Annotated in this window: 20 protein-coding genes and 1 pseudogene; 6 read left to right on the top strand and 15 right to left on the bottom strand. The window is 67.5% G+C overall.

All coding sequences use genetic code 11. The annotated features are described in order from the left end of the window. Positions 1–81 precede the first annotated feature (81 nt). The 4 genes and pseudogenes from GO592_RS26930 to GO592_RS26920 all read left to right on the top strand — a co-directional run bounded on the left by GO592_RS26930 (position 82) and on the right by GO592_RS26920 (position 4,528). Complete coding sequence (locus tag GO592_RS26930; RefSeq protein ID WP_007300809.1) at positions 82–1,623, top strand: PucR family transcriptional regulator; 1,542 nt, start codon at positions 82–84, stop codon at positions 1,621–1,623. Between the two features lie 230 nt (positions 1,624–1,853). Further along, positions 1,854–3,170: pseudogene (locus GO592_RS46305) on the top strand (MFS transporter); the annotation flags it as partial. A gap of 117 nt (positions 3,171–3,287) precedes the next feature. Next, positions 3,288–3,584, top strand: a complete 297-nt coding sequence (locus GO592_RS44700) for a hypothetical protein (protein WP_237720620.1) — start codon at positions 3,288–3,290, stop codon at positions 3,582–3,584. Further along, on the top strand, positions 3,581–4,528 hold the full coding sequence (locus GO592_RS26920) for an MFS transporter (protein ID WP_337952679.1): 948 nt from the start codon (positions 3,581–3,583) through the stop codon (positions 4,526–4,528). Before GO592_RS44700 ends, GO592_RS26920 begins: the two co-directional genes overlap by 4 nt. Positions 4,529–4,584: 56 nt before the next feature. On the opposite strand, the gene GO592_RS26915 is transcribed toward GO592_RS26920, so the two are convergent. Genes GO592_RS26915 through GO592_RS26905 form a run of 3 tightly spaced genes read right to left on the bottom strand, consistent with a single transcriptional unit; the run spans position 4,585 to position 8,641 of the window. Then, positions 4,585–6,171 carry a GMC oxidoreductase gene (locus tag GO592_RS26915; RefSeq protein WP_007300810.1) on the bottom strand — a complete coding sequence of 529 codons (1,587 nt, stop codon included), beginning with the start codon at positions 6,169–6,171 and terminating at the stop codon, positions 4,585–4,587. After that, positions 6,168–7,955 (bottom strand): thiamine pyrophosphate-binding protein, encoded by a 1,788-nt coding sequence (locus tag GO592_RS26910; protein WP_007300811.1) that lies wholly within the window; start codon positions 7,953–7,955, stop codon positions 6,168–6,170. The genes GO592_RS26915 and GO592_RS26910 overlap by 4 nt, the downstream gene beginning before the upstream one ends. Before the next feature lie 20 nt (positions 7,956–7,975). After that, complete coding sequence (locus GO592_RS26905; protein WP_007300812.1) at positions 7,976–8,641, bottom strand: ThuA domain-containing protein; 666 nt, start codon at positions 8,639–8,641, stop codon at positions 7,976–7,978. 203 nt (positions 8,642–8,844) lie between these two features. On the opposite strand from GO592_RS26905, the gene GO592_RS26900 reads away from it, so the two are divergent. Together GO592_RS26900 and GO592_RS26895 are read left to right on the top strand one after the other, a co-directional pair. After that, positions 8,845–9,927, top strand: a complete 1,083-nt coding sequence (locus tag GO592_RS26900; RefSeq protein ID WP_005573895.1) for a LacI family DNA-binding transcriptional regulator — start codon at positions 8,845–8,847, stop codon at positions 9,925–9,927. Between the two features lie 46 nt (positions 9,928–9,973). After that, positions 9,974–10,858 carry an LLM class flavin-dependent oxidoreductase gene (locus GO592_RS26895; RefSeq protein ID WP_039952877.1) on the top strand — a complete coding sequence of 295 codons (885 nt, stop codon included), beginning with the start codon at positions 9,974–9,976 and terminating at the stop codon, positions 10,856–10,858. A 43-nt stretch (positions 10,859–10,901) separates the two neighbouring features. Here the strand turns inward: GO592_RS26895 and GO592_RS26890 are convergent, their stop codons facing one another. The 12 genes from GO592_RS26890 to GO592_RS26835 form a co-directional block, all read right to left on the bottom strand. Beyond that, entirely contained in the window at positions 10,902–11,936 is a 1,035-nt protein-coding gene (locus GO592_RS26890) for a proline racemase family protein (RefSeq protein WP_039952942.1), read from the bottom strand. Between the two features lie 180 nt (positions 11,937–12,116). Continuing rightward, positions 12,117–13,013: a dihydrodipicolinate synthase family protein gene (locus GO592_RS26885; protein WP_007300815.1), complete on the bottom strand. Its 897-nt coding sequence runs from the start codon at positions 13,011–13,013 to the stop codon at positions 12,117–12,119. A gap of 180 nt (positions 13,014–13,193) precedes the next feature. Continuing rightward, on the bottom strand, positions 13,194–14,534 hold the full coding sequence (locus GO592_RS26880; protein ID WP_039952878.1) for an MFS transporter: 1,341 nt from the start codon (positions 14,532–14,534) through the stop codon (positions 13,194–13,196). An 82-nt stretch (positions 14,535–14,616) separates the two neighbouring features. After that, entirely contained in the window at positions 14,617–15,951 is a 1,335-nt protein-coding gene (locus GO592_RS26875; RefSeq protein WP_007300817.1) for an NAD(P)/FAD-dependent oxidoreductase, read from the bottom strand. After that, positions 15,948–17,387 (bottom strand): NAD(P)/FAD-dependent oxidoreductase, encoded by a 1,440-nt coding sequence (locus GO592_RS26870; protein ID WP_007300818.1) that lies wholly within the window; start codon positions 17,385–17,387, stop codon positions 15,948–15,950. The genes GO592_RS26875 and GO592_RS26870 overlap by 4 nt, the downstream gene beginning before the upstream one ends. After that, positions 17,380–18,813, bottom strand: a complete 1,434-nt coding sequence (locus tag GO592_RS26865) for an FGGY family carbohydrate kinase (RefSeq protein WP_007300819.1) — start codon at positions 18,811–18,813, stop codon at positions 17,380–17,382. Before GO592_RS26865 ends, GO592_RS26870 begins: the two co-directional genes overlap by 8 nt. Positions 18,814–18,849: 36 nt before the next feature. Next, positions 18,850–19,107 carry a hypothetical protein gene (locus GO592_RS26860; RefSeq protein ID WP_007300820.1) on the bottom strand — a complete coding sequence of 86 codons (258 nt, stop codon included), beginning with the start codon at positions 19,105–19,107 and terminating at the stop codon, positions 18,850–18,852. Further along, positions 19,104–20,543: an aldehyde dehydrogenase family protein gene (locus GO592_RS26855; RefSeq protein WP_007300821.1), complete on the bottom strand. Its 1,440-nt coding sequence runs from the start codon at positions 20,541–20,543 to the stop codon at positions 19,104–19,106. The genes GO592_RS26860 and GO592_RS26855 overlap by 4 nt, the downstream gene beginning before the upstream one ends. A 44-nt stretch (positions 20,544–20,587) precedes the next feature. Then, a complete protein-coding gene (locus tag GO592_RS26850; RefSeq protein ID WP_007300822.1) occupies positions 20,588–22,051 on the bottom strand; it encodes an APC family permease in 1,464 nt (487 codons plus the stop codon). Between the two features lie 199 nt (positions 22,052–22,250). Then, a complete protein-coding gene (locus GO592_RS26845; RefSeq protein ID WP_050998708.1) occupies positions 22,251–22,913 on the bottom strand; it encodes a 3'-5' exonuclease in 663 nt (220 codons plus the stop codon). After that, entirely contained in the window at positions 22,892–24,712 is a 1,821-nt protein-coding gene (locus tag GO592_RS26840; RefSeq protein ID WP_007300824.1) for a putative nucleotidyltransferase substrate binding domain-containing protein, read from the bottom strand. The genes GO592_RS26845 and GO592_RS26840 overlap by 22 nt, the downstream gene beginning before the upstream one ends. Further along, complete coding sequence (locus GO592_RS26835; protein ID WP_007300825.1) at positions 24,705–25,490, bottom strand: GntR family transcriptional regulator; 786 nt, start codon at positions 25,488–25,490, stop codon at positions 24,705–24,707. The genes GO592_RS26840 and GO592_RS26835 overlap by 8 nt, the downstream gene beginning before the upstream one ends. Between the last annotated feature and the right edge of the window lie 6 nt (positions 25,491–25,496).

Raw genomic sequence — 25,496 nt, 5'->3', positions numbered from 1 at the left:
CGCGGTGCCGCACACGTTTCCGACAGTTGCATTGTGGGAACTAATTGCGTCGGTTCATGCACGTTCTGTGTACCATTGAGCATGGTTTTCACCGTCGCCGACGCTCTCGACATCGATCTCCTGAAAGACGCGGGAGCCCGTGTCCTGACCGGATCGGGCAGCCTCGACCGTGAGGTCCGCTGGGTGCATTCCTCGGAGATCTCGGATATCGCCCGCTTCCTCCGGGGTGGAGAATTGCTCCTGACCGCCGGGCTCGGAATGGGCAGCACGGACGCCCTTCAACAGGTGTTCGTGCGCGCAGCCGCTCATGCCGGGGCCGCGGCGCTCGTCATCGAGGAGTCGGGGCGGATGTTCGACCGCGTACCGGATGCAGTAGTCGCCGAAGGGCAGGCCTGCGGCCTGCCGATCATCGCCCTCGCCCGCGAGGTGTCGTTCGCCGGCGTCTCGTCGCAGGTACACGAGATCCTGACCGGCAAGCGCCTGCAGGAGCTCACCCACGAACGGGAAGTCGAGTCCACTTTCTCGAACCTCCTCCTGGACGGCGCCGATTACCTCTCGATCGTGCAGATGCTGGCCGAACTCACCGACGGCACGGTGGTGCTCGAGAACATCGCGCATCGCGTGATGGCGTACGTCGGCGAATTCGACGAGGAAGCCGGCATCGAGGGCTGGGACCGGCACGCGCGGGGCCTCCACAGCGACGACAGCGGATGCGTCCGCAGGCCGGTCCTGATGCGCGGTCAGCCGTGGGGCTGGATTCACGTCTTCACCGACCGGCCCGCGACCGAACGGGCCACCGCGGCCTTCGCGACCGAGCGTGCCGCCGCGGCCGTCGCGATCTCGTTGCTGACCGACCGCAGCCGGGAAGCGAGGGACGATCAGCGGAGCACGGCATTGATCACGCGACTGCTGATCGGGGATCTCTCCGGGTCCGAATTCGTCGACCAGGCAGGAAGACTCGGATATCAGCTCGGTTCGGGGCCGATCGTCGTCGTCATCGCGAACAAGGATGCCCGCGACGAGTCGTCCGGTCCGCGGGCCGGCCGTCAGATCGACACGGGTGCGATCAGCGCCGACATGGGCGACTACGTCGTGGCCGTGGCGGCGGAGTCCGGCCGAACCCGCGCCGAGCTCACGGGCCTGCTCGGGAAAATGGAGCACGGCGGCGGCATGAGCCGCGCGGTGCCCGCATCGATGCTGCAGGTCGCGGTCACGCAGGCGAAGAGTGCCGCCGCGGTGTCGCGCTCCCTGCCTGCCTCACCCATGCTGCACTTCGACGACCTCGGCGTCGAACGTCTGCTCGTGACGTTGGCGCAGGGTCCCGAACTCGCCAGCTTCGTCGAGGACGAACTCGGCCCACTGCTCACGAAGGATGCGCAGTCCACGACCCCGCTGTTGCCGACACTGCGCGCCTTCCTCTCCGTCGACGGCCGCAAGACCGAAGCGGCCGAGAAACTCTTCATCCAGCGCCGGACCTTGTACAACCGGCTCGACCGCATTGCCGCGATCCTGGGCAAATCCCTGGACGACGCCGCCACTCGCCAGAGCCTGCTGCTCGCGGTGAAGGGGCTGGATCTGCTCGAGGGGTCGTCCATCGTGGCTCGACGGAGTGGGCGACCATGATTCGGAGCGGGCGACCATGATTACGGAGCGGGCGGCCATGACACGGTCGGCGCCGGCTTCTCATTCTGTGCAGTCTGCGCGTAGGAGGTACACGGTCTGTACCTGTTGTGCGGCGCGTCACCTTCGTAATGTTTTCCTCGAGATTCCGGCCATCCAGTCGGCGTTGATCGAAAGTTCACGCACTCGCTACTCGCTGAACGGATGCCTACCCCCGTAGGCGCCCGCGGCGATCCGAGACCTACCGCAAGGACGAAATCATGGCAACACATGGAGCAGGCACCGCTCCCGTGCTCGACCATACACGCGTGCGTAAGGCGCGAATCGCAACATTCTTCGGCTTCTTCCAGCTGGGCGCCGTGATGTTGATGTGGTCGACGAGCACCACCTCGTTGCGTAGTCACCTCGGATGGGAAGGCGACGGCGGCGACTCCCAGTTCGGCCTCCTCGCACTGTCGATCGGCATCGGCGCCGCTGTCGGCTGCTTCGCCATCGGCCCCTTCATCGACCGGTACGGTCCGAGAAACACGGCCATGCCCACGATGGTCGTCTACCCCCTCTGTTACATCCCCCTCGCGTTCCTCGACGGACTGGTCGGAGCGATGGTGATCGGCGTGCTCATCGGTCTGCTCCGCGGTGCCTTCGACACGGCGTTCAACACCCACGGTGTGCAGGTCGAGCGGTACTACGGGCGACCCATCATGTCCGCGTTCCACGCCGCCTACCCGGCGGGTGGCTTCGTTCTCGGACTCGTCGGCAGTGCTCTGGCGCGGCACTTCACCGACAGCCCGGCCGTCGCCTACATCTCGATCGGCGTGGTCCTGTCGGTACTCGGTGTCGTCTTCGGCAAATGGCTTCTCTCGCTCGACGAGTTGCTGCCTCCTGACCAGGACGAGATTCCGGGCGCCGCCGACCCCGCGCACCCGGGGAAGCGTTCGGCCACCACGGCAACGCTTCTCGTGATGATCGGATTCGGTGTGCTCCTGCTCGGATCGATGTTGAGCGAGGGCGCGGTGCTGGACTGGGGTCAGGAATTCGTTCGCCGCGCGGTCGGCACCACGGCGGGCCTGGCAGCGACGGCTGTCACGCTCTACTCGGGAGCGCAGTTCGTCGGCCGGTTGTTCGGCGACAAGCTGGCCGAATACTTCGGCGCTCGACTCATCGTCGGTGCGAGCGGTGTCATCGGCGCCGCCGGAGCGCTTCTCGCGATGCTGGGCGGGTCGGCGCCGCTCGCCCTCACCGGCTTCGTGCTGCTGGGACTCGGCCTGGCGTGCATGGCGCCGCTCATGCTGTCGGCGGCCGGGCGACGCGATCCCGAGAACGCGGGGCGGAACATCGGTCTGGTCAACGCGATCGGCTACGTGGGCATGCTCGTCGGGCCGGCCGCGATCACCGTCGTCGTCGACAACCTCGGTATCGAATGGATGCCGCTTCTGCCGGCCATCCTTCTCGCGCTGATCGCGATCGGCGGTCCGGCGCTGATGCGCCTGGTGCCGCGCTACCACAAGCCGGCATCGGAGACGAGCAGGCACGAGGTCGCGACCGGGTAGGTCGTCCGGCACTTCCGGTTCCTGCGGTCCGGTACCTCTTCCGAGGTGCCGGACCGCCTTTCGTGCCGCTACCCGGTGATACGATTAACCATTCCCCGACGCGAACAGGAGACAGCTGTGCCTACCGAGAGTCCGCCGTTGAAGCGCGGTGAGCGTGGCTGGAAAGCAGCAACTTTCGTCATCTTCGTCGGAACGGGGATCACCTATGCGTCCTGGGTGACCCGCACCCCGGCCATTCGCTCGTCTCTGGGAGTCGACACAGGCGACATGGGTCTGATCATTCTCGGATTGTCGATCGGATCGATGGCGGGGCTCCTGCTCGCCGGTCCCGTCGTCGCCCGGATCGGTGCCCGTAACGTCATCGCGGCCGCGGCCGCGGCCACGGTCGCGAGCCTCGGCCTGTTCACGGTGTGACTCGGTTCGGGTGTCGCGATCGCGGCCCTGGTCGGTCTGGGACTCGCCTGCACCGGTGCGGGATTCGGCATGTGCGAGGTGGCCCTCAACGTCGAGGGTGCAGCGATCGAGAAGCGCATGGGACGCAGCTTTCTTCCGTCGCTGCGCGGTGCGTTCAGTCTCGGAACGCTCGCCGGCGCGGGCCTCGGGGCGGTCGCCGAACTGCTAGATGTTCCGGTGCCGGTGCATCTCGGGGTGCTGGCCGTCGTGGTCCTCGTGACGAGCGTGAGCGTCGTGGCGCTGCTACCTCCGGCTACCGGACGAGAGGCCGGGCGCACGCGCCGTCGATCCGGCACGTCCGGCGGTCCGACCATCTGGCGGGACACCCGGATCGTTCTCCTAGGCCTGATCGCGCTGGGCATGGCGTTCGCGGAAGGCAGCGCCAACGATTGGCTGCCGCTGGGAATCGTCGACGGGTACGGCGTCAGGTCGGCCACCGGCGCCGCGTTCTACGTCGTGTTCGTGGCCGCGATACGTCGGGCCGCCTACTCGGCGGGCGCGTCGTCGACCGGTACGGCCGCTCTGCGACCGTCCGCTGGTCCGCGGCGCTCGCGGTGGCGGGGGTCCTGATCGTGATCCTGGCGGGGAACCTGGTTCTCGCCGCGCTCGGCTGTGCGTTGTGGGGTGTCGGTGTCGCCCTTGGATTTCCGCTCGCACTGTCCGCGGCGGCCGACTCGGGTGCCGACGCCGCGCGACGCGTCAGCGCGGTGTCGACGCTCGGGTACATGGCGTTTCTGGTCGGGCCGCCGCTCCTCGGGCTGCTCGGTGAGCAGTTCGGGCTCCTGCAGGCCTTCTGCGTCGTCCTGGCCGGCGCCGTCCTCGCCGGGTTGGTGGCGAGTGCGGCCGGGGAAACCCGCGAGACGGAGGATTCTCCGCCCGCCGAGGAGCGGATCGGCTCGAGGTGATCACGCGTTCGCCCGGCCTCTGAGAACGAGGCCGGGCGAACCGTGATGTGATCACATCACACTGCGGCAGAAGCGATGTGGGGTGCCACGCGCAGCGCGTTGGCCGCGATGGTCAGCGCGGGGTTGAGCGCCGCCGACGAAGGGAAGAACGATCCGTCCACGACCCACAGGTTGTCGACGTCGTGACTGCGGCAGTGCGGGTCGAGGACACTCGCCGCCGGATCGGTACCCGCGACCGCGGTTCCGCACATGTGCGAGTTCGTCGCGATCCCCATTCGCTCGGTGAGGATGATCGGATACCCCGCCTTGCGGACTGCCGCGGAGACGCGGCGAACCAGTTCACTGTGCGGCGCAGTGTTGTTGGGTGTCCAGTCGACGATGATCCTGTCGCCGTCGATCCGGACCCGGTTGTTCCGCGTCGGCAGATCCTCGGTGGTGAGGTAGATGTCGAGGCTGCGATTCACCACCGCCTTCAGCGCCCACAGCGGAGCCCAGGGCCGCGCCCCCTTCACGTGCGCGGCCTGCAGTTTGCCGAGCATCTGCAGATTGCCGAGCGGGTACTCGTTGTTCGGGCCCGCGACGTACCAGTCGTTGATTCCCAGCGTCTTCTGCCACGCAGTCGTGTTCTTGTGGAAGGGGTTGACGCCCATGAAGAACGTGCTGTTGTGCACCATGTAGTTCCGGCCCAGCAGCCCCGACGAGTTGCCGAGGCCATCCGGATTCCGCTCGTCGGCCGAGCGGAGCAACAGTGCCGCGGTGTTGACCGCCCCTGCCGAGACCACGAACTGGTTGGCTGTGATCCGGATCGTGCGACCACGGAACTCGGCCTCCGCGGCGACGATTCGCGTGCCCTTCGCATCGGTGAGCAGACGCGTCACCTTCGCTTCGGTGAGCAGGCGCACCCGGTCCGACTCGAGCGCGGGCCGCAACGCACGGTTCTCCGCCTCACTCTTGTGATCGGTCTGCGACGGGGTGCCGTCCGATGCCGTCGACTGCCTGCGATGCTCCTGCGTGGTCAGGTTCATGCCGTTCGGTGTGTGGAACGGATGCAGTCCCTGCTGGCGGAGGGAGGACGCGAATCGCTCGATCGTCGGCTCGTGCGGCAACGGTGGCAACGGGTACGGAGACGACCGTGGTGGTTCCGTCGGATCCTCGCCGTCGATGCCGTGCACCTGGTAGAGGCGCTCCGCCTCGGCATAGAACGGTTCGAGATCGGCGTAGCTGAACGGCCACTTCGGTGAGATGCCGTCGTAGTGCTGCGTCTCCTCGAAATCCGTGACGCGGAAGCGGGGGAGGCTGCCGCCGTAGAACTTGGTGTTGCCTCCCACCCAGTAGTACACGCCGGGCTGGAACGGCTCACCATTGCTGCCGTCGAACCACGGTTCCGCGGTCTTGTACCGGCCCATGAGGAACATTTCCGCGGCCTGCGAGTTCTCCACCTCGCGGGGGAGGAATCGCCCGCGCTCGACGACCAGGACGTCGACGTCCCGATCGCGGAGCGCCCACGCCAGCGTCGAGCCACCCATCCCGGATCCGACGACTACGACATCGGCGGTGACCGTGTCGGAATCGCCCACATCGACCACGGCGCCCTCGCGCAGCGGTGAATACGCGTCGATCTGATCGTGTCCCGACGTTCTCACAGGTGCTGTTCCTTGGCTCGGGTCGCCCAGTACTCGTCCTGACGCTCGTCCTCGATGTACGCGGGAACGGGGAAGTCCCACCAACCGGGAACCCACGGTCCCGCGGCATCGCGATCGGTCGGGATCTCGATCAGCGCAGGCGCTTTCGAGTCGAAGGCCTTCCGGTAGGTGCTCTCGAGGTCGGCCGGGTCGTCCACCCGGAACGATTCGAGGCCGAACGACTGGCCGAGCGCCTTGAAGTCGGGGCTGTACGGAGTGCCGTCGGGGCGATTGAACTCGGTGCCGATGTGCCGGCTGGTCTGCTTGCGCTGCCCACCGCGGATGGACATGAAGCCCGCGTTGTCCTGGACCACGAAGACCACCGGAATGTCGTGCTGCACGCAGACACCGATCTCCTGCGACGTCATGAGGAAGTCGCCGTCGCCGAGCACACACGCCACCTGCCGGTCGGGGGCGGCGAGCTTGGCCCCGATCGCGGCGGGCACGGCCCAGCCCATGGACGAGAATCCGCCGGACGTCAGGTGGGTGCGCGGGTGATACACCGGGAACGTCTGCTTCACGGCGCCCTGGGTGTTGCCGGAGCCGGCGACGATGATGCCATCCCGTTCCATCACCGACCGCAGGCCGCCGAGGGGGCGCTGGGAGGTGAACGGGAAGCGGTCGGAATCGCGACGGCCGGCGAGCTTGGCCTCCCACTCCGTCTTCAGCTGCTCGAGTTCGGCGAGGTATTCGGACCGGTTGGCGCTGCTGCGGGGGAGGGAGGCGACGATCGCGGCGACGGTCGGCTTGGCGTCGGCGACGATGCCGACCTCGGCCGGGTAGTTCTTGCCGATCTCGTGCGGATCGATGTCGATGTGGATGAGCTTGGCGGGCGGAATCGAGAACGTGACTCCCTGCGCGTAGCTGGAGGAGGACCAGTCGGTGAACCGGCATCCGATGGAGATCACCACGTCGGCGCGAGAGGCGACGGCGTTGCCCACGATCGTTCCGGTCTGGCCGACGCTGCCGGCGAACAGCGCGTGATCCTCGGGGAACGCGCCCTTGCCGTTCCACGTGGTGACCACGGGGATCTGCCACGCCTCGGCGAGGGCGAGCACTTCGCCGGCCGAGTCGGACGTGATGGCGCCGCCGCCGACGACGATCACCGGCCGGCGTGAGTCACGGAGCACGTCGACGGCCTTGTCGATCGCCAGCGGGTCGGGCTGCTGGAGACCGACCGGCAGCCGTCGTGCGAGGTCGTGAAGGGAGACGTCGGCGGCCTCGGCCTGCACGTCCATCGGCACCTCGATGTGTGCAGGCCCCGGCCGACCGGTCAGCATGGTGCTGAACGCGCGGTGCATGATGAACGGCAGTTCCTCCACGCGGGTGGCGACCCAGCTGCGCTTCGACACTGCGTCGGTGACCTGCGGAAAGCCGTTGTCTGTGTGCCGCTCGAGTTCCTGGAGCAGGCCGCGCCCGCGCATGTGGGTGGGCGGCCCGCCGGTGATGCACAGCAGGCTCGTCGAGTCGCTGTACGCGGTCGCGAGACCGAGCACGGTGTTCGCCGCGCCCGCCCCGATCGACGCCACCGCGGCCATCGGCTTACCGGACACCCGGTAGTACCCGTCCGCGAGGTGCGTGGCGCTCTGCTCGTGGTAGACCTGGATGAACGGGATCTCGGACCCCTTCTCCAGGAATGCATCGGTGAGCGACCAGATGCCGTGGCCCGGAATGCCCGTGACGTACTCGACGCCGTACTGCTTCAGGACCTGGGCGACCACCTGCCCGCCGGTCAATTTCGCCATGATCGTGTCTCCTTGCTGTGTCAGTTCGCTACGCGGGCGGCGTAGCGCAGTCCCTGCTTGGTCAGTCGGCGCACGTTCGGCTCCGACAGGTCGGCCGGCGTGTGGCCGATCGAGTGGTAGAAGACCCGGCCGGCGCCCCACTGGCGCACCCACGCCACCGGGCTGCGCAGTCCCTCCAGCCAGGGCAGGTGCTCGCCGCTGAACTCGGTCTCCGCGAGTACCCGGTTGTTCGGGTCGACGTGCATGTAGTACTGCTCGGACGCCACGGCGAAGTCCTCGACACCGGCGGTCACCTCGTGCTCGCGGTCGGTGATGCTCACCTTGTACGGCTGTGGGAAAGACTCTCCCGCAGGATGTTCGACGAAGTCGCCGCCGAGGAGGAAGTGGTACTTCAGACTCGCCCGGAACGCGGCGGCGGCGCCGTGCCACGCCGCGACCCCGGTTCCTGCCGCGACGGCGTCGAGCAGGTTCTTCTCCTGTGAGTCGCTCAGGTCTTCGGTGGTGAGCGCGTTGTTCCAGCCGAGCACGATCAGGTCGTATCCGGTCAGGTCGCGATCGAGGGTGAAGATGTCCTGCGACTCCTCGACCTGGTAGTTCAACTCGGAAAACAGTTCGCGTGCCCATGCGGCGATGTCGTACGGATGGTGGCCGGGCCAGCCGCCGTAGAGGTAGAGGGCCTTGGTCATGAGTGCTCCCATGGATGGTGAAACCGGAATAGTGAAACGATTAACTTATGGTGGTGAATCGTATCACCGGCTGGAGCGCTGTCAATGGGTGATGTCGAGGGGAACGTGGAGAGCGTCCAGACGCGGACTAGGATCGGTCCCATTGTGCGCTCCGGTGCGCAACGGCCGGGTGTGGCCGATGATCGCCGACGAGGGAGTACCACTTGGTCACGATGAAGGACGTCGCCCGGGCGGCCGGAGTATCGGTCGCCACCGTCTCCTACGCCTTCAGTAAATCGTCGAAGGTCTCTGCGACACAACGGGAACGCATCTATTCCGTCGCCGCGGGACTCGGCTACGCCGGCCCGAACATCGCCGGGAGCAGTCTGCGGTCGGGGCGGATCGGCGCGGTCGGCGTGATCGTGCCCGACTCCCCGGTGCAGGCGCTCGAGGATCCGTCCGTGACCCTGCTGATGAAGGGCATCGCGGAAATCGGGAACTCGGCCGACATCGCCCTCACCCTGTTTCCGGCCTCGCGCGGTGGATCCCCGGATTCACCACCGAACTCGCTGGTTCTCCGTGGCCTCGTGGACGGTGTGGTCATCCACAACGTCCCCGACGGTCATCCTCTGGTCGAAGCGATCATCGCGCGCGGTATCCCGGCCGTCGTGGTCGATTCGCCGCGAAGCGCGGGACTCCCGTTCGTGGCCATCGACGACCGGCACGGCGCCTACCTGCAGATGGACCACATCCTGAGCCTGGGCCATCGACGCATCGGGATCATCGTCGACAAGCTCGGCCAGGATTCCGACTGCCGGATGGTCACGGCGGACGACGTCGAAGCGGCGACCGAACGCAACGCGCGGGAGCGCCTCGCCGGTTACTTCGCCGCGGCCCGCGACCACCACCTCCCGGTGGAGGAACTGTCGATCGTCGTGGCGGGCAACATCGATCGCGCCGCCGGTGCCGAGGCCACCCGGATCCTGCTCGACGCCGCTCAGCCGACCGCCCTCGTGGCGACGTCCGACGTGCACGCGGTGGCGGCGTGGCAGGTGTTACGTGAGCGCGGACTCGCCGTGCCCGACGACATGTCCGTCATCGGATTCGACGACGCACCCGTTGCAGAACTACTCGGTCTCAGCACAATTCATCAACCGATAGTCGAGAAGGGCCGCGCGGCCGCGACGATCCTGCTCGATCGACTGGGTGGCGGCACCCGCACGCGATCGTTGATGAAGACGTCACTGGTCGTCCGCGCCAGCACCGCGCCGCCGCGCGAATCCAGTACCGCGCCGCCGCGCGAATGATGGCGATGCCCCGCGACGGGCGGGCGTCATCCCTCATGATGGATCGATGACGACTGCGGTGCCGCGACTGGGCGTGACGTTCATCCCGACGATCGAACCCGAGAGGTTGAAAGACTTCGCGCGGATCGCCGAGGACAGTGGCCTCGACGAGATCTGGTTGTGGGAAGACTGTTTCAAGGAGAGCGGCGTGGCTTCGGCCGCCGCCGCACTGGCATGGACGGAGCGAATCCACGTCGGTGTCGGGTTGATGCCCGTACCGTTGCGCAACGTCGCGCTCACCGCGATGGAGATCGCCACGCTCACCCGGTTGTTTCCCGGACGAGTGATCGCGGGCGTCGGACACGGGGTGCAGAGGTGGATGGAACAGGTGGGCGCGCGGGTGGCGTCACCGATGACGCTCCTCGAGGAGTATGCGGTGGCGCTGCGGGCACTGCTGGACGGTGAGTCGGTGAGCACGGACGGCCGGTATGTCCGGCTCGATCGTGTGAAACTCGACTGGCCTCCCACCGAACGGGTTCCGTTGATGCTCGGCGGCGAGGGGCCCAAGTCGATTCGCCTCGCGGCACGTCTGGGTGACGGGAACCTCGTCACCTCTGCGGTCGGTGACGACGACATCCGCAGGACCCGCGACCTGATCGTCGAGGAGATCGGCGACGAACGGGCGTCGTCGCATCGCATGGTCGTCCCGAAGATCGCCGCCACCGGCGAGGGTGCGCGACAACGGGTGGACGAGGAACTGGCGCGGTGGGAGAAGCCGGCCGACACCGGAATAGGGGTCGCGGGTGACGCGAACACCATCGCCGAGGAGGTGCGAAGGCTTGCGCGCCTGGGCGCGACGTCGGTGGCCTTCGCACCGACCGAGGACGAACCGGACCTGCTGGGATTCGTCGAGTTCCTCGGCCGCGGCGTCAAGCCCCTGCTCCCCACGTGAGTGGGAAAGAGTGCCCGGGCACACTTTCCCACTCACGTGCGGGTCAGTTGCCGGTCGGCCAGGTGTCGGACAGGGTGTAGCCGGTCGGGAACGGGTCGGCGGGGTCGAGTCCGACCTGGCTGAGTTCGGTGATGTACGCCTGGCCGCTCACGCGGGGAACCACGGCGTCATACGTTCCGACCTTCGTCAGTCTGTCAATCCGGCTCTCGAAGCGACTGCCGATCACCGATTCGTGCACGAACTTCTCCCCGACCTCGATGAGGCCCTTCGCCTTCAGCACCGCCAGTCGGGCGGACGTGCCGGTGCCGCAGGGCGAGCGGTCGAGCCGGCCGGGGGAGACCACCACGGCATTCCGGGCGGTCAGCACCCCGTCGGTGCGTGAGAGCGGGCCGACGAACTCGGTCTGGGTGATTCCGGCGAACTCGGGATTGGTCGGGTGCACCGCGGGGATCTGCTCGGCGGCGGCGGTCTTGAGCTTCTGCCCGAGGTCGCAGATCTCGCGCGCCTCGTCGGGTTGCAACTTCAATCCCAGCTGGTCGGCGTCGGCGAGCACGTAGGCCATGCCACCCCACGCGACGTCGACGGTGAGGGTGCCGTAGCCGTCGAGTTCGAGCGGCACCCCGACCTCGTAGGCGAATGCGGGCTGATTTTCGAACTCGACGCTCGTCACCTTGCCGTTCTCGCAGGTGCAGCGAATGCGGATGAGCCCGGCGGGCGCTTCCAGCACGATGTCGGTGACCGGTTCGACCATGGGAATCATGCCGGTCTCCAGCAGTGCGGTGGCGACACACATGGTGTTGCTGCCCGACATGGCGGGGTATTCCGTGGACTCGGCGATGACGTAACCCATCTGCGCTTCGGGGTCCGTCGCGGGGACGACGAAGTTGACGCACTGGGTCACCGAGCCCCGCGGCTCGTGGAGCAGAAGCTGCCGGAGATCGTCGCGATGCTCACGGAAGTACTTCATCTTGTCGAAGACCGTGGCGCCGGGGACATCGCCGATTCCGCCGGTGACGACGTTGTTGATCTCGCCACCCACATGACACTTCACTACGTTGACTACTCGACTCCAGCGCACGATCTTCCTCCGTGTGTTCGTCTGCGTTGCGGTGCCCGGTTCCACCCTGCCAGGGCTCGACTTCTCTGCGCCTGCCGGCGAGAGGCGAGGCCGGCAGCGGGGGTGATTGCTGCCGGCCTCTGCGCACGTGTCGGGGAAGGGTCACTCCGTGATGAACGCGCGCGGTCTTCTTGGCGGTGACTAGCGGGCGTAGGTGAGTCCGGTCTCGGCGATGAGCTTGGTGAGCTCTTCCTTCTTGTCCGCGGGCAGCTCACCGTACGGTGCGCGGGGCACTCCGAGGTCCACGCCGACGGCCTGCGCGGCGGCCTTGGTGGCCACGGCGTAACCCTCCTTGCCGAGGAAGTCGAGGACGTTCCACAGCCGCTTGAAGATTTCGAGGGCCTCGGTGTACTTGCCGGCCTTGGCGAGTTCGTAGATCGCGACGCACTCCTTGGGCGCGAAGTTGGGCGCACCCCAGATGGAACCGGCGGCACCGGCGGAGAAGGCGGGCAGCACGATCGTGTCCCAGCCGACGAAGGTGTCGATGGCGTCGCCGAGGTTGAAGATGAGGTCGAAGGCTTGCTCGATCGATCCGGACGTGTCCTTGATGTACTTGACGGCGTCCGTGCGTTCGAGCAGTTCCCGGTAGAACGGTCGGTCGAGGTTCATCCCCGTGACACCCGGCAGGTTGTACGCGATCACCGGGATGTTCGCCGCTTCGCCGACGATGGCGAAGTACTCGATGACCTCGTGGCGCGTGGGGGCCTCGTAGAAGGGCTGCACCAGCAGGACGGCGTCGGCGCCCGCGTCGGCCGCGTGCCGGGACAGCTCGATGGCCTCCGCGGTGCGGGTGGAGCCGGTCTGCGGTGCTACGGGCACGCGGCCGGCGGCCTGGTCGATGACGACCGTGTTGACGAACTTGCGCTCGTCGAGCGTGAGAGCTGCGAACTCTCCGGTGCTGCCGCCGGGGACCAGGCCGTGCAGTCCGTTCTCGATCAGGAAGTCGACGTGGTTGCGCAGTGCGCCCTCGTCGACGGAGCCGTCCTGGGCGAAGGGAGTGGAGACGGCGGCGAAGATGCCACCCAGCTTCTTGGTCATGTCGTGTCCTTGTTCGGTGGTGGTGGTCGATGCCCGTTGTGGGGTCCTCGACTGGTGAACTTCCGGGAACTGCTCTGGCCTTCGACAATTGTCAGATTGCCGATTGTCGACAAGAGAACGATCTCAAATCTAAGGTCGATCCGCGGTGGTGTCAAGGGATCGGCCGGGGTTCTTCGGCGGCTATTCGCCCACGGTGATGGGATCGCGGCGGAGCGGCTCCGCCTCCACCCTCGCATCGACTTTCCGGCCGGCGGTTTCGTGCAGCGTCGCCGCCGCCACAATGGCCATCACGCCCGTCACGATCAGAATGACCGACGGTGACAACGGACTGCCGGTTGTGGCGATCAGATAGGTCGCCACATACGGTGCGGTGCCGCCGAAGACTGCGACCGAGATGTTGAATCCGATCGAGAATCCTGCGTACCGAACACGACTCGGGAAGATCTCCACCATCGCTGCGCCCGACGCGGACATGAACATGGCGAGGCAGATCCCCATCGCGGCGTGCGCGACGACGATTGCGGGGACCTTCCCCGTCGCGAACACCAAGAACGCGGGATAGACGATCAGCGTGCTCGAGACGGCGCCGAGGATGATCACGGGTTTGCGACCGTAGCGGTCCGAGATGCGGGCGAACACGAAGATGGCGACCGCCGCCGAGCACAGGCAGGTGACCGTCGACGCGGAGGCCAGACCGAACGAGAATCCCACCTCCGACTGCAGATACGTCTCCATGTAGACGAAGATGAAGTAGAAAGCCGCGGCCTGCAGCGCAATACAACCGACCACCTGCAGGATCTGCCGGCGACTGGTCGCGAGGGCGTCCTTGACCGGGGACTCGCTGACTTCACCCGAGGCCTGAAGTCGTTCGAATTCCGCTGTGTCGCTGAGCTTCAGGCGAATGTAGAGCCCGACCAGTCCGAGCGGTCCCGCGATGAGGAAGGGGATGCGCCAGCCCCACTCGAACATCGCTGCCTCGCTCAGTGCGGCGTTGAGGCCGAGGATGAGGACCGAGGCCGCCGCGTTGGCGAGATAGCTGGAGCAGTGCCAGAAGCTGACGGTGCGCGCCCGCCTGCCGCGTTTCGCGGATTCGACGAGGAACGTCGCCGCACCGCCGGGTTCGCCGCCGGCAGCGAAGCCCTGGATGATCCGCAGCGTCACGAGTAGGGCCGGGGCTGCGAGGCCGATGGTCGCGTATCCCGGCAGCAGGCCGACCGCGAACGTCGACAGCGACATCAGAATGATCACCGTCGCCAGGATCTTCTTGCGCCCGACCTTGTCTCCGAGCCGTCCGAAGACGAAGCCGCCGATCGGGTTCATCAGGAACGCGACCCCGAATGCGGCGAACGTCGCCAGCAGGCTCGTTGCCGGGTTCTCGGAGGGAAAGAAGACCCTGCCGAGCAGGACGGCGAGAAATCCGTATGCCGCGAAGTCGAACCAGGTGATGAAGTTTCCGATCGCGGCGGCCGTGATGGCCCGCCGCATCTCGGGACCGTGCAAACCGCCCTGTACTTCCGTCAAGTGTCTTCCGATCGATCGAAGTTTATTGTCGACAATCTGTGTGCGGGGTAGTGCTGAACGAGAGTGCGTGTCGGGGTTGTGCTCAGTTGCAGCGGGAGGGAATGAATTCCCCGACCGCATTGGGCGTGGTTCCCCGACGAGGTGCGTTGGCCAGTCCGACGGTCACGGGCCCCAGTGCCGGGTCGACGGCGTCCATGATCGACCACGGCACCCGGAAGACCCGTCCCGGTGAGGCGGCCCAGGGCAATAGCGTGGTCGCGACGACGCGACCCCGCTGCGAGACAGTCACCTTCGGGAACCAGACCAGCTGATCGGTCCACAGCAGCAGGCGCTGTCGTGGTGGTGCCGGGTCACCCGCCCGGAGCACTCCGGGGGAAACCCAGCGGAACGGTGGGGCCGCGAGGATGCGCACGGCGACCGCACCCGGATCGATCGCTTCGCCGGCGTCGAGGAACGCGGCCACCCGGTCTGCGACGAACGTGCCGTCGAGGGCAGCGATGTCGGCGGTGTCGACCGGGTGCAGGACGTTGCCCGCGGCGAAGACACCCGGCCGGCTGGTCCGCAGAGCGGTGTCGACCAGCGGTCCCTTCGTTCCGGGGTCGATGGCGATACCCGCCGAGCGCGCGAGTTCGTGATCCGGGATCCAGTCGCCGGTGAAGACGACCGTGTCGCATTCGACGATCTCGCGTGCGCGGGTGTCGAGATTCTCGATCTCTACCGCCTCCAGATTCCCGCGACCGATGATCCGCACGACGCGGGTGCGGGCGGCGATCGGGAGCCGGAACAGTGCCTTGCCGGCAATGTTGAAGGCGGCGTAGGACTCCGGCGACGGATACTGCGTCGTCATGAGCACGGTCCTGCATCCGGCGTGCTTCAGCGTCATGACCGCGGACCAGCTCACGAGTTCGCCGCCGACGACCACCGCACGTGTTCCGACACGTCCGTGGTGCAGGTGCACGATGTTCTGCAGCTGTCCGGTGGTGTAGACCCCGGAGGGTCTGTCGCCGGGAATCATGCGGGCCGGACGGGCACGCTCGCGGGCACCGGTGGCCAGGACGAGCGCCCTGGACTCGATGCGGAGGAGACCCGCGGGTGAGGTGACGTCGAGCGCGCCGTCGGGATGCACCGCCGTCACCATCGCATTCGGCATGATGTCGGCGCTCGCGGACTTCGCCTCCCGCACCAGGCGTTCGGCGTAGGCGGGGCCGCCGATGAACGTGTGCATGTCGCGGATGCCGTAGCCGGGGTGATCGCAATGCCGCGGGATCCCCCCCGCGCGGCTTTCGCGGTCCAGGACAAGAGCCTGGCGCCCGTGGACCTTTCCGAGTTGCGTGGCCGCGGCCAACCCGGCGGGACCCGCGCCGACGATGGCGACATCGGCGGTCACCACGGTGCGTGAGGTGTCGGGAGCGCTCATCGGACGGCTTCCTTCCGGGTCTCGGTCGCTTCGGGCGAACCGGCGGGGCATTGGTGTGCATCGACGAGCGACCCGACCTCGGCGCCGCAGAAGAAGCCCTGGCACCGGCCGTTCATCGCCCGGGTGCGGCGACGGAGCCCTTCGAGTCCGGCCGGGGGGATCAGCGACTGGTACGCGTCGCGGATCTCACCCGCCGTGACGCGCTCGCAGAAGCAGACGACCCTGCCGTATTCACTGTCACGCGCTATGAGTTCGGCGTCCTGGTACGGGCGCGTGAATGCTTCGCCGATGTTCGGCATCCGGGGTGGTGGTGGCAATTCGGTGCGTGCGCCGTCGAGAACGCCTGCCTTGGTGAGCAGTTCGCCGACGTACTCGGCCACCGCCATACCGGACGTCAGTCCGGTCGAGCGGATTCCGCCGACCAGGACGTAGCGCTGATCGTGGTCGACCTCGACGAGGTAGTCACCGCAGTCGGTGGCGGCACGGAGTCCGGCGTACGTGGCGGTGACCTCCTCCTCGAGCAGGCGCGGCATCAGCGTGCCGCCCTTACCCAGCAGGAACTCGAAGCCGGCCTCCGACGTCGCCGTCGCGGAACGGTCGGTGAGGTCTTTCGCAGTGGGCCCGAGCATCACGTTCCCGTAGATCGTCGGGCTGACCAGAACACCCTTGCCGCGCGATGTCGGGACGGGGAGCACAATTTTGTCGATCAACGGCCGCGCGAGCTTGTCGTAGACGAGCAATTCGCCGCGCCGTGGGGTGACGTGGAATCGGTCGTAGCCGAATTCCTTGTCGATGTAGTCGGCTCCCAACCCGGCGGCGTTGATCACCCACCGCGCGCTGATGTCGCCGCTCGACGTGTGCAGGATCGTCCGCTCGGGCTGGACGGTCACGGACTCCGCACGGGTTCGCGTCCGCAGTGTCACCCCGCGGGCGACGGCATCGGTGGCCAGCGCGAGGTTGGTGGTCCAGGTGCAGATGATCGACTCGTCGGGGACGGTGAGCCCGCCGAGCGCGCCGTCACCGAGCGCGGGCACGAGTCGGTAGACCTCGTCGGCGTCGATGATGTCGCAGTGGGTGTAGCCGTTGTCGGCTGCCTTGTCACGCAGGCCCGGCAGTGCCGCCAGTTCCTCGTCGTTCCATGCGACGAGGATGGCACCCGACCGTTCGACGGGAATCCCGGTCTGCTGTGCGTATTCGGAGAGCAGCGTGTAGCCGCGGCTCACCATGCGGGATTCGAGCGTGCCCGGCTTCGCGTCGAATCCGGTGTGCAGGATCGCCGTGTTCGCCTTGCTCGTCCCGTCGCCCACGTCGTCCCGCGCCTCGACGAGTGCCACGGTGTGGTGGTATCCGGCCAGGTCCCGCGCGATCGCCGAGCCGACGATGCCCGCACCGAGCACGACGAAATCGTAGTCGGGGGGCGGAGGGGTGTCAGTCATCGCTTTTCTCCTGTGGCAGCGCCGCTCGTGCGGCCGTCCGCCAGTGGTGTCGGAATTCTGCCGCGCGGTCGACCGACCACCGCGGCTCGTAGGTGGTCGCCGGTTCCCAGTCGGCTACCGCGTCCTCCAGGGACAGGTCGGGGTTCAGTGACAATCTGGCGCAGGCCGCCGCACCGAGAGCGGTGGCGTGGGACGACGGATAGACGTCGAGGGGCATCTGGGTCAGATCGGCCGTGGCCTGCATGAGGCGGCGGGACCGAGTGAGCCCGCCGTCCACCCGCAGCCGGGTGAGGGGAGCGCCCACGTCACCTTCGACGGCAGACACCAGCTCTGCCGTCTGCGCCGCCAGCCCCTCGAGGACGGCGGCCACCAACTGGGACCGGTCGGTGGACAACGTCATCCCGGAGAACGACGCCGTCGCGTCCGGCCGCCACCAGGGCGCGGCGAGACCGGCCAGCGCGGGCACGAAATACGTTCCACCGGAATCGTGTGCGGCCACACTGTCGAGGTCGCGCGCCGACTCGATCAAGCCGAGGTCCTGGATCCACCGGATGGCGGAGGCGGCGGTGTAGGCCTGGCCGTCGACGCAGTACGACGTCTTCCCGCGCACGTTCCACGCGACGCACGACGCCAACCCGGCGGCCGAGCGGACCGGGAGCGTGCCGGTGTTGGCCAGCAGGAACGCCCCGGTGCCGAACGTGCACTTGGCGGTGCCCGCGTCGAAGCACCGCTCCGCCAGGAGAGCCGCCTGCTGGTCGACGACGAGACCGCCCACGGCAGCGCCGGATCCGAAGACATCCGTGGTTCCCACGACGACGTCGTTGGCGACGATGGCAGGCATCCGCTCGGCGGAGAGCTCGAACAGATCGAGAAGCTGCGGATCCCACGCGACCGTGTCGAGGTCGGTGAGCAGCGAGCGGCTGGCGGTGGCGGAATCCGTGACGAACTCCCCGGTCAGGTAGTGCACGATCCACGTGTCCGTCGTGGTGACCACACCCGATGCGGTGGCGTTCTGTCGTAACCACTGCATCTTCGGCGCCGAGAAATACGGATCGAGCACGAGGCCCGTCCGCTGTTCGACCCACGACTTGGACTCGGACTTGTCGCGGCACAGCTGGTCCGACCGGCGGTCCTGCCACACCACGGCCTGGCTGAGCGGGCGGCCGGTGTCCGGGTCCCACACCAGGACGGTCTCACCCTGGTTGGCGAGGGTCACGGCGGACACGGGCACACCCGCTTTCGCGACCGCGCTCCGTCCCGCTTCGAGGACCGAGCCCAGCAGTTCCATCGGGTCCTGCTCCACGCCGCCCGCGGCGAGATATGCCGGACGGACCGGTGTTTCGGCGATCGCGAGGACGTCGCCGTCCTCGGAGACGACGACAGCCTTCGTGCCGGACGTGCCCTGGTCGATGGCAAGGACTGTCACGCGCGCTTCCTTTCGAATCGGATGGGTGGACCAGATCTAGTCGGTCCGAGTGCGAAAATCGAACTCGTATCTCGCGGTCGTGTCGTCGACCCGCCACACGTCGACGTTGCCGTCCCACAGCGTCACCAACCAGCACTCGCGCCCGCGCGACGGCACGACCATGGTGGCGTGCGCCCAGGGCGACGCCGTACCGCTGCGCAGGTCGATCCGCCGGATGGCTCGTCCGACCGCGTCTTCCGGCGCTGCCGGCTCCCACGTCGCCCACGCGGTGTCGTGGCGGCTCGGCGCCGTCACGCCAGGCTCACGATGACGTGCTTGAGCCGGGTGAATTCCTCGAGTCCGGCCGCGCCGCCCTCTTTGCCGTAGCCCGAGCCCTTGAAGCCGCCGAGCGGTCCTTCCGGGCCGACCGCCATGTGGTTGTTGACCCACACGACCCCGGACTCGATCGCGTTGACGTTCCGCAGCGCTCGGCCGATGTCGCGGGTCCAGACCGACGCGGCGAGTCCCTGCTCGACCGCATTGGCCTTCTCCAGGGCGTCCGCCTCGTCCGTGAATGTCTGGACCGTCGCCACCGGTCCGAAGATCTCTTCCTGCACCAGCTGATCGTCCTGCTGCAGACCGTCGATGAGGGTGGCCTCGTAGAAGTAGCCGGGACCGTCGACGATCCTGCCGCCGGTCACGACCCGTGCGTGGTCAGGCCTGCCGTCGACGAGCTCTGCCACGCGGGCGCGCTGGCCCTCCGAGATGAGAGGTCCGAGAACCGTCGAACTGTCGGCAGCATCACCGATCCGGGCCGCGCTCAGGCTTTCGGCGAGCGCCGCGACGAACGTGTCGTGGATGGTCTCACTCACCAGCAGCCGGGTTGCCGACATGCACTCCTGGCCGGCGTTGAACAGGATGCCGTTGGTGATGATCGGGAGTGCGGCCTCGAGGTCGACGTCGTCGTAGACGACGACGGGAGCGTTCCCGCCCAGCTCGAGCACCAGCCGTTTGGGCGTGGCACCCGCAGCCTCGGCGATCCGCTGTCCGGCGGACGTCGAACCGGTGAAGGAGACGAGGTTGACGTCGGGGTGACGAACGAGAGCGTCCCCGACCACACTGCCCTTGCCGTGCACGACATTGAGAACACCCGCGGGCAGCAGCTGTTGCGCGAGCTCCGCGAACCGGGTGGTGGCCAGCGGGGTCAGCTCGGCCGGCTTGACGACCACGGTGTTGCCGGCGACCAGTGCGGGGGCCAGCTTCCAGACCGCCTGCCAGAGAGGGAAATTCCACGGCGTGATTCCAAGGACGACGCCCAGGGGTTCGCGCCGGACGAAGCTGGTGTTGCCGGCGGTGAATTCGCCGGCGGCCTGCGCGGACAACGCCCGGCCCGCGCCGGCGAAGTGCCGGAACGCCGCGACGATGCCCGGAAGTTCGTCACCCTTCGCCGCCGTCGTCGGCTTGCCGGCGTCGAGGGTCTCGAGGTCGGCGAGTTCGTCCAGGTTCGCCTCGAGGAGGTTGGCGAGGTCGTGCAGAATCTGCGAGCGCTCGCCGGGTGTCTTCGCGGCCCAGGCGGGGAAGGCTGCGCGGGCCGCATCGACGGCGCGGTAGCCGTCCTCGACGGTCGATTCCTGGAGTTCGGCGACGACCTCGCCGGTGGACGGGTTGCGGACCTGTCGCACCTGCTCGGAGGATCCGGCCACGGCCTTGCCGTCGATGATGTTGGTGACGGAACGAAGCGTGGATGACATGAAGTTCCTTTCGAATGTGGGTCGGTTGTCAGGGAAGTGGGCTGTCAGAGGTGTCCGGCCTGGGTGTCGATGGACTTACCGCGCCTGCTCTTGGGGATCAGCATGTAGATGACGGCGCCCGACGCGATGACCAGCAGCATGCCGAGGCCGACATGAGTGGGGTCGGAGTAGATCAGGAGTGCGCAGAGCACGACCGACCAGGCGATCGCCAGGATGAAGATGACCGGGCTGACGATGCCGTAGTGCCACGGGTGGGATGGCAACTTGCGCTTGATCAGTCCGTAGAAGCCGACGACGACCACGACACCGTAGGCCATTCCCCAGGCGAGTGCCGTCATCGCTGCGAGCACGGACAGCAGCGAGGACCACAGTGCGAACACCACGGAGATCGCGAAGATCGTGAGGGTCGCGTTGATCGGGATCCGCTGGGCACTGACCTTGCGCAGCCAGGAGGCCGCGGGGATCTGGCCGTCGCGTGCCTGCGACCACAGGACGCGAATACCGGTGAGCTGCAACATAACCAGGGCGGCGAACAGGGCGACGATCGCGACCGCTTCGAAGATGTTCGCGAACGCGGTGCCGACCGCGGTGTCGAGGATCAGCTTGACCGGGGTGGTGCTCTCCATGACCGCCGGGAGGTCCTGGATGGCGAGCATGATCAACGCGACCATGAAGATGCCGACGACGTAGGAGGAGACGTTGGCCATCACCGATGCCATCGGCGCCTTCCGGGCGGCGTCCTTGGTCTCCTCGGAGGCGTTTCCGGTCGCGTCGAACGACGAGATCGCATATGCGGGAAGGATCATCGCGAGAAGGAAGGTGACGAACCAGTTGCCGCCGGTGGTCGTTCCGCCGGACTCGCTCAGGAACGACAGCGGCTGGGTCGGATGCTTCACGATCAGCAGCACGGCTACCAGTGCGACGACGCAGAGTACTTCCGCCACCACGCCGATGTTGTTGAGCACGGCAGCGACCTTGACCCCGGCGATGTTGATGACGGTGCCGAGCACGATCAGGCCGAGCGCCCACGGGAGGGCGTCGGTGTTGTCCTCGAACGTGACGCCGAACCAGCCGGCGACGAAGGGTGCGATGCTCACGGCGACGGTGGTGACCGCGACGGTGTGCGCGATCAGCAGCCACCATCCGGTTTGCCAGGCCAGCCAGGGCTTCCCGGTGATCCGCCCGGTGATCTGGTACACGCCGCCGGCCAGTGGGTAGGCCGAGACGAGCTGCGCGACCGCGAGTCCCACGGTGAACACCTGCAGGCCGCCGCCGACGAGGAACGACCAGAATGACGCGGGCCCGAAGAAGCCGAAGCCGACGATCAGGGTCGTGAAGATTCCGGAGGCGATCGCGATCGAGGTGAACTGGACTCCGAAGGCGGAGAACAGCCCCAGCGTTCGGTTGAGCTCCTGCTTGTAGCCGAGCTTCTCCAGATAGGCGGAATCGGTGTCCGCTCCGGAATCGAGGAGTGGGCGATCGGGCTCGGTGGGCGGTTGAGTGGACACCGGGGGCTCTTCCGGGGTTATGGCCATCGTGACCTCGCTGGTCTCTGTCGCGGGTATCTCGGCGGGGGATGTGCCGAGACGAGGTTCGGTTTGTCGTGGAATAAGGCGAAAGGTTGCTCGCGCTTGTTCTACTGTCGACAATCTACCACAAATTGGTGTGACCTCAATCACCAGTTGTTTCGGCTGGATTACCTTTGCATCAACCGCGCCCGAGGCGACGGTCGCCGGCACTCAGATCCACGAGGGAGCGCGCGGTGTCGTGCCCGAGGCGCTCGAGCCGGGACGCCAGGGCGAGGAACACCTGTGCCGTGGTGACGGCGTCGCCCAGTGCGTGGTGGGGATCGACGACGGGCAGGCCGAGCGTGTCGGCCAGCCATTCCAGGTTCGGCTCGCACAGGTGCTGTCGCGGCGCCACGCCGACAGCACGGGCGAGGGCAGCGGTGTCCACGACCGTCGGCCGGAACTTCAGCCCGCTGTCACGGAAGGCGCGGGAGAGGAAGGCCGTCTCGACCCACGCCGCGTGCGCGACGAGGACACGGTCGGTGAGGAGATGTCGCAGGACGCCGACGGCCTCGGTCAACGGTGGGGCATCGGCGACGTCCGCCTCCCGGAGAGTGTGGACGGCCACGGCCTCCGGGCGAATGTCGCACTCGGGGTGGACCAGTCCGTAGACGCTCTCCGCCATGACGATGCGACCGTGCCGGACCACGACGGCCCCGTAGGACACGATGGTGTCCCGCACGAGATCCAGTCCGGTCGTCTCCAGATCGACGACCGCGAACTCGGCATCGCGCCACGGGCACGACACAGTGTCGAGGCGGCGGAACCTCCGGTGTGCCCTCATGGAAGGCGCGCCACCCATTCACTTTCCAGCCGGTTCTGAACCTCGGCCACCGCGCGGAACGATTCACGCAGATACCGGCGGGTGAGCGTGTCCAGTTGGTTGGGCGCGACCCACGTCGTCGCGACCGTGCTGCCTTTGATGGCCTCGATCTCGCGGCCCAGAATCAATCCGTACACGTACTCGAACGCGCGCACGAGCGTCTCGGTTTCGTCCGCGGTGAGCAGAGCGGCGGCCTCGCCGCGCCGCAACCGGGTGAGGGTGGAGCCGCGATCGTCCCCGGTGACGACGGCGATCCACCGGCCCAGGGAGGCGATCGGCACGAGTCCGCCCGCCTTGAGGTCGAGGTGGCCGCGGTTGGCGCCGGAGTGCTCGACGACGAAGTTGCGCACGAACCCGACCGGAGGCCGCCGGGACGTGGTGAAACGCAGCAGGGCCGACAGATACTCGCGGCTGCGGGTGGTCGCGAGCATGGCGTCGGACACCGAACGTCCGAGTGACATCCCGCTGACGGGTCTGCTGTCGGCGATCATCGACGACAGCAGCAGAGCGTTCTTCTGGGTGGGATTCGTGATCCACGACGTCGCGGCGGCGACCGCGTCGGTGCGGGAGCGCGCGAACAGCGGGTTGGTCGCGTTGGCGCCGTCGGCGCAGCGGGGCAGGCCGCAGCGTTCCATGTTGTCCAGGACGCGCCCGGCCCAGTTCTGCAACTTCCGGGCGGGGGAGTCCGTCCCGGGCAGGTCTTCCCAGACCAGGCCGGTGTCGACGTCCGACTTGGGGAGGGGTTCGCGCCGGGCCACCGACCCGAGAAGCAGCCAGGACGTCCGGTGGGGAACGTGGTCGGCGCCGACGTCGGTCAGCTCGACGAGCCGCCTGATGATCGCGTCGATCACCGCGGACATCAGTCCCGCGACGTGCATGACGGACGTGCCGGTGTCGTACAACTCGACCCAGGTTCCGGGGAGCAGGGCCGCCGCGGCCGCCAGGTCCTCCACTGTGGTCGCGTCGTCGATCGCCCGGCGAACGACGAGGGGATTGCGCACTTCGGTCGACGCGACGTCGACGACGCGGAGAATCCCCACCGGTCTGTCACCGGTGCCGGTCACGACCAGGTGGTGCACCCCCGACTCGACCATCGTCAGGAACGCATCGCCCACGAGCGTCTCGGCGGGGACGGACCGGGCGGGGAACGAGGCGATGACCGAGGCCGGGCTGTGCGCGTCGACGTGCCCGTCGGCGAACGCCCGCCGAAAGTCGTTGTCGGTGACGATGCCGATCGCGCCGCCCCGGTCCATCAGCGCGTACGACTGGCCGGCCTCGGTGATCACGGACGCGGCCTCGCTCACGGTCGCATCGGCGGGGCACCAGACGACGGGACGCATCTGATGCCGGGCCGCCCGCACCGCCGGATCGACCAAACCGGAGCGGGCCAATCGTTCCCGCGTGACGAGGGTGCCGTAGTGCCCGAACTGGAGTCGCTGCGGGTGCCGCAGCACCGGCCGCGGGTCGGGGAAGCGGTAGCAGAGTGTGTCTTCGGAGGCGCGGATCGCGAGAGGCGGAGGCAAGCCGGACAGCACCGAGATCTGCCCGAACGTTTCGCCGGGGCCGAGAAGATCGACGACCCGGCCGCGGTCGATCACCTCGACCTCCCCGGTGCGGACTACGAAGAAATGATCGAGTGGGGCCGCGCCTGCCTCGACGATTTGTGCGCCGGCGGCGAAGTACTCGACCTCCACCGTCCGAGCCAGGGCCTCGAGGTCGGCGGAGTCCAGCTCGTCGTAGGGCGGCTGACGGCCGAGAAAATCGACGTACTCACGCATTCGACGGTTGAGAACCGTCGACTGGAGCGGTTGCGGCCGGGGCGGCGTCGGTCGAACCGTGGACGTGCCGGTCGATCTCGCGGGTGATCGCCTCGAGGTCGCCGGTATCGATGATGGTGAGCAGGCGCTCGTGTTCGGCGACGACGTCGTGGAGATCGGGGAACGACTGGTGATCCGCCGAGAGGAACAACTGGAGCTGGGATTCCCAGCTGCGCCACAGGTCCAGCAGGAGGCCGTGCTCGGACAGTTCGTAGATCACCCGATGGAAGCTCATGTGCGCGTCGATAGTCCGGGTCAGGTCACCGTCGTCGGCGCCCCGGGCCATGTCCTGGAGGGTCCGGACGATCTTGGTCCGGCCTGCCCCCGACAGGCGTGGCAGTGCCAACTCGATCGCGTAGGGCTCGAGCCGTTTGCGCAGGCTGGCGATCTCGGCCATCCCTTTCGCGCTGACCTCGGCGACGAACGCACCCTTGTACGCAATCTTCACCACGAGGCCTTCGTCGGCGAGGATGCTCAGCGCCTCCCGCAGCGGCGCCCGGCTCACGCCCAGGTCGGCGGCGATGTGTGCCTCGCGGAGCTGACTGCCGGGGGCCAGGGTGCCGTCGAGGATCGCCGTGCGCAGGACGCCCGCGACCGTGCCCGGCGTGGTGCGCTGATGGATCCGCCCGAGGGAGATGTCGCCGTCCTCGCGCCGACCCACAGTCGATCCCGGTGGACGATTCGGTGACAGAGTCATCGGGTTGTCCTTTCTGATGGTGGTTGATTCGACGTTGACCACGCCGGG

Origin of the sequence: Rhodococcus sp. 21391, assembly GCF_016772255.1 — a bacterium.
Lineage (GTDB): Bacteria > Actinomycetota > Actinomycetes > Mycobacteriales > Mycobacteriaceae > Rhodococcus_F > Rhodococcus_F opacus.
The sequence above is the reverse complement of the archived record's forward strand: the minus strand, read 5'-3'. Positions and strand labels throughout refer to the sequence as shown.

Bases quoted from the DNA above. Each gene is read 5' to 3' on its own strand.
- GO592_RS26845 (WP_050998708.1), bottom strand. From the start codon at position 22,913: ATGGGTGGCGCGCCTTCCATGAGGGCACACCGGAGGTTCCGCCGCCTC.
- GO592_RS26910 (WP_007300811.1), bottom strand. From the start codon at position 7,955: ATGGCGAAATTGACCGGCGGGCAGGTGGTCGCCCAGGTCCTGAAGCAG.
- GO592_RS26875 (WP_007300817.1), bottom strand. From the start codon at position 15,951: ATGAGCGCTCCCGACACCTCACGCACCGTGGTGACCGCCGATGTCGCC.
- GO592_RS26840 (WP_007300824.1), bottom strand. From the start codon at position 24,712: ATGCGTGAGTACGTCGATTTTCTCGGCCGTCAGCCGCCCTACGACGAG.
- GO592_RS26895 (WP_039952877.1), top strand. From the start codon at position 9,974: ATGACGACTGCGGTGCCGCGACTGGGCGTGACGTTCATCCCGACGATC.
- GO592_RS26870 (WP_007300818.1), bottom strand. From the start codon at position 17,387: ATGACTGACACCCCTCCGCCCCCCGACTACGATTTCGTCGTGCTCGGT.
- GO592_RS26855 (WP_007300821.1), bottom strand. From the start codon at position 20,543: ATGTCATCCACGCTTCGTTCCGTCACCAACATCATCGACGGCAAGGCC.
- GO592_RS26905 (WP_007300812.1), bottom strand. From the start codon at position 8,641: ATGACCAAGGCCCTCTACCTCTACGGCGGCTGGCCCGGCCACCATCCG.
- GO592_RS26930 (WP_007300809.1), top strand. From the start codon at position 82: ATGGTTTTCACCGTCGCCGACGCTCTCGACATCGATCTCCTGAAAGAC.
- GO592_RS26885 (WP_007300815.1), bottom strand. From the start codon at position 13,013: ATGACCAAGAAGCTGGGTGGCATCTTCGCCGCCGTCTCCACTCCCTTC.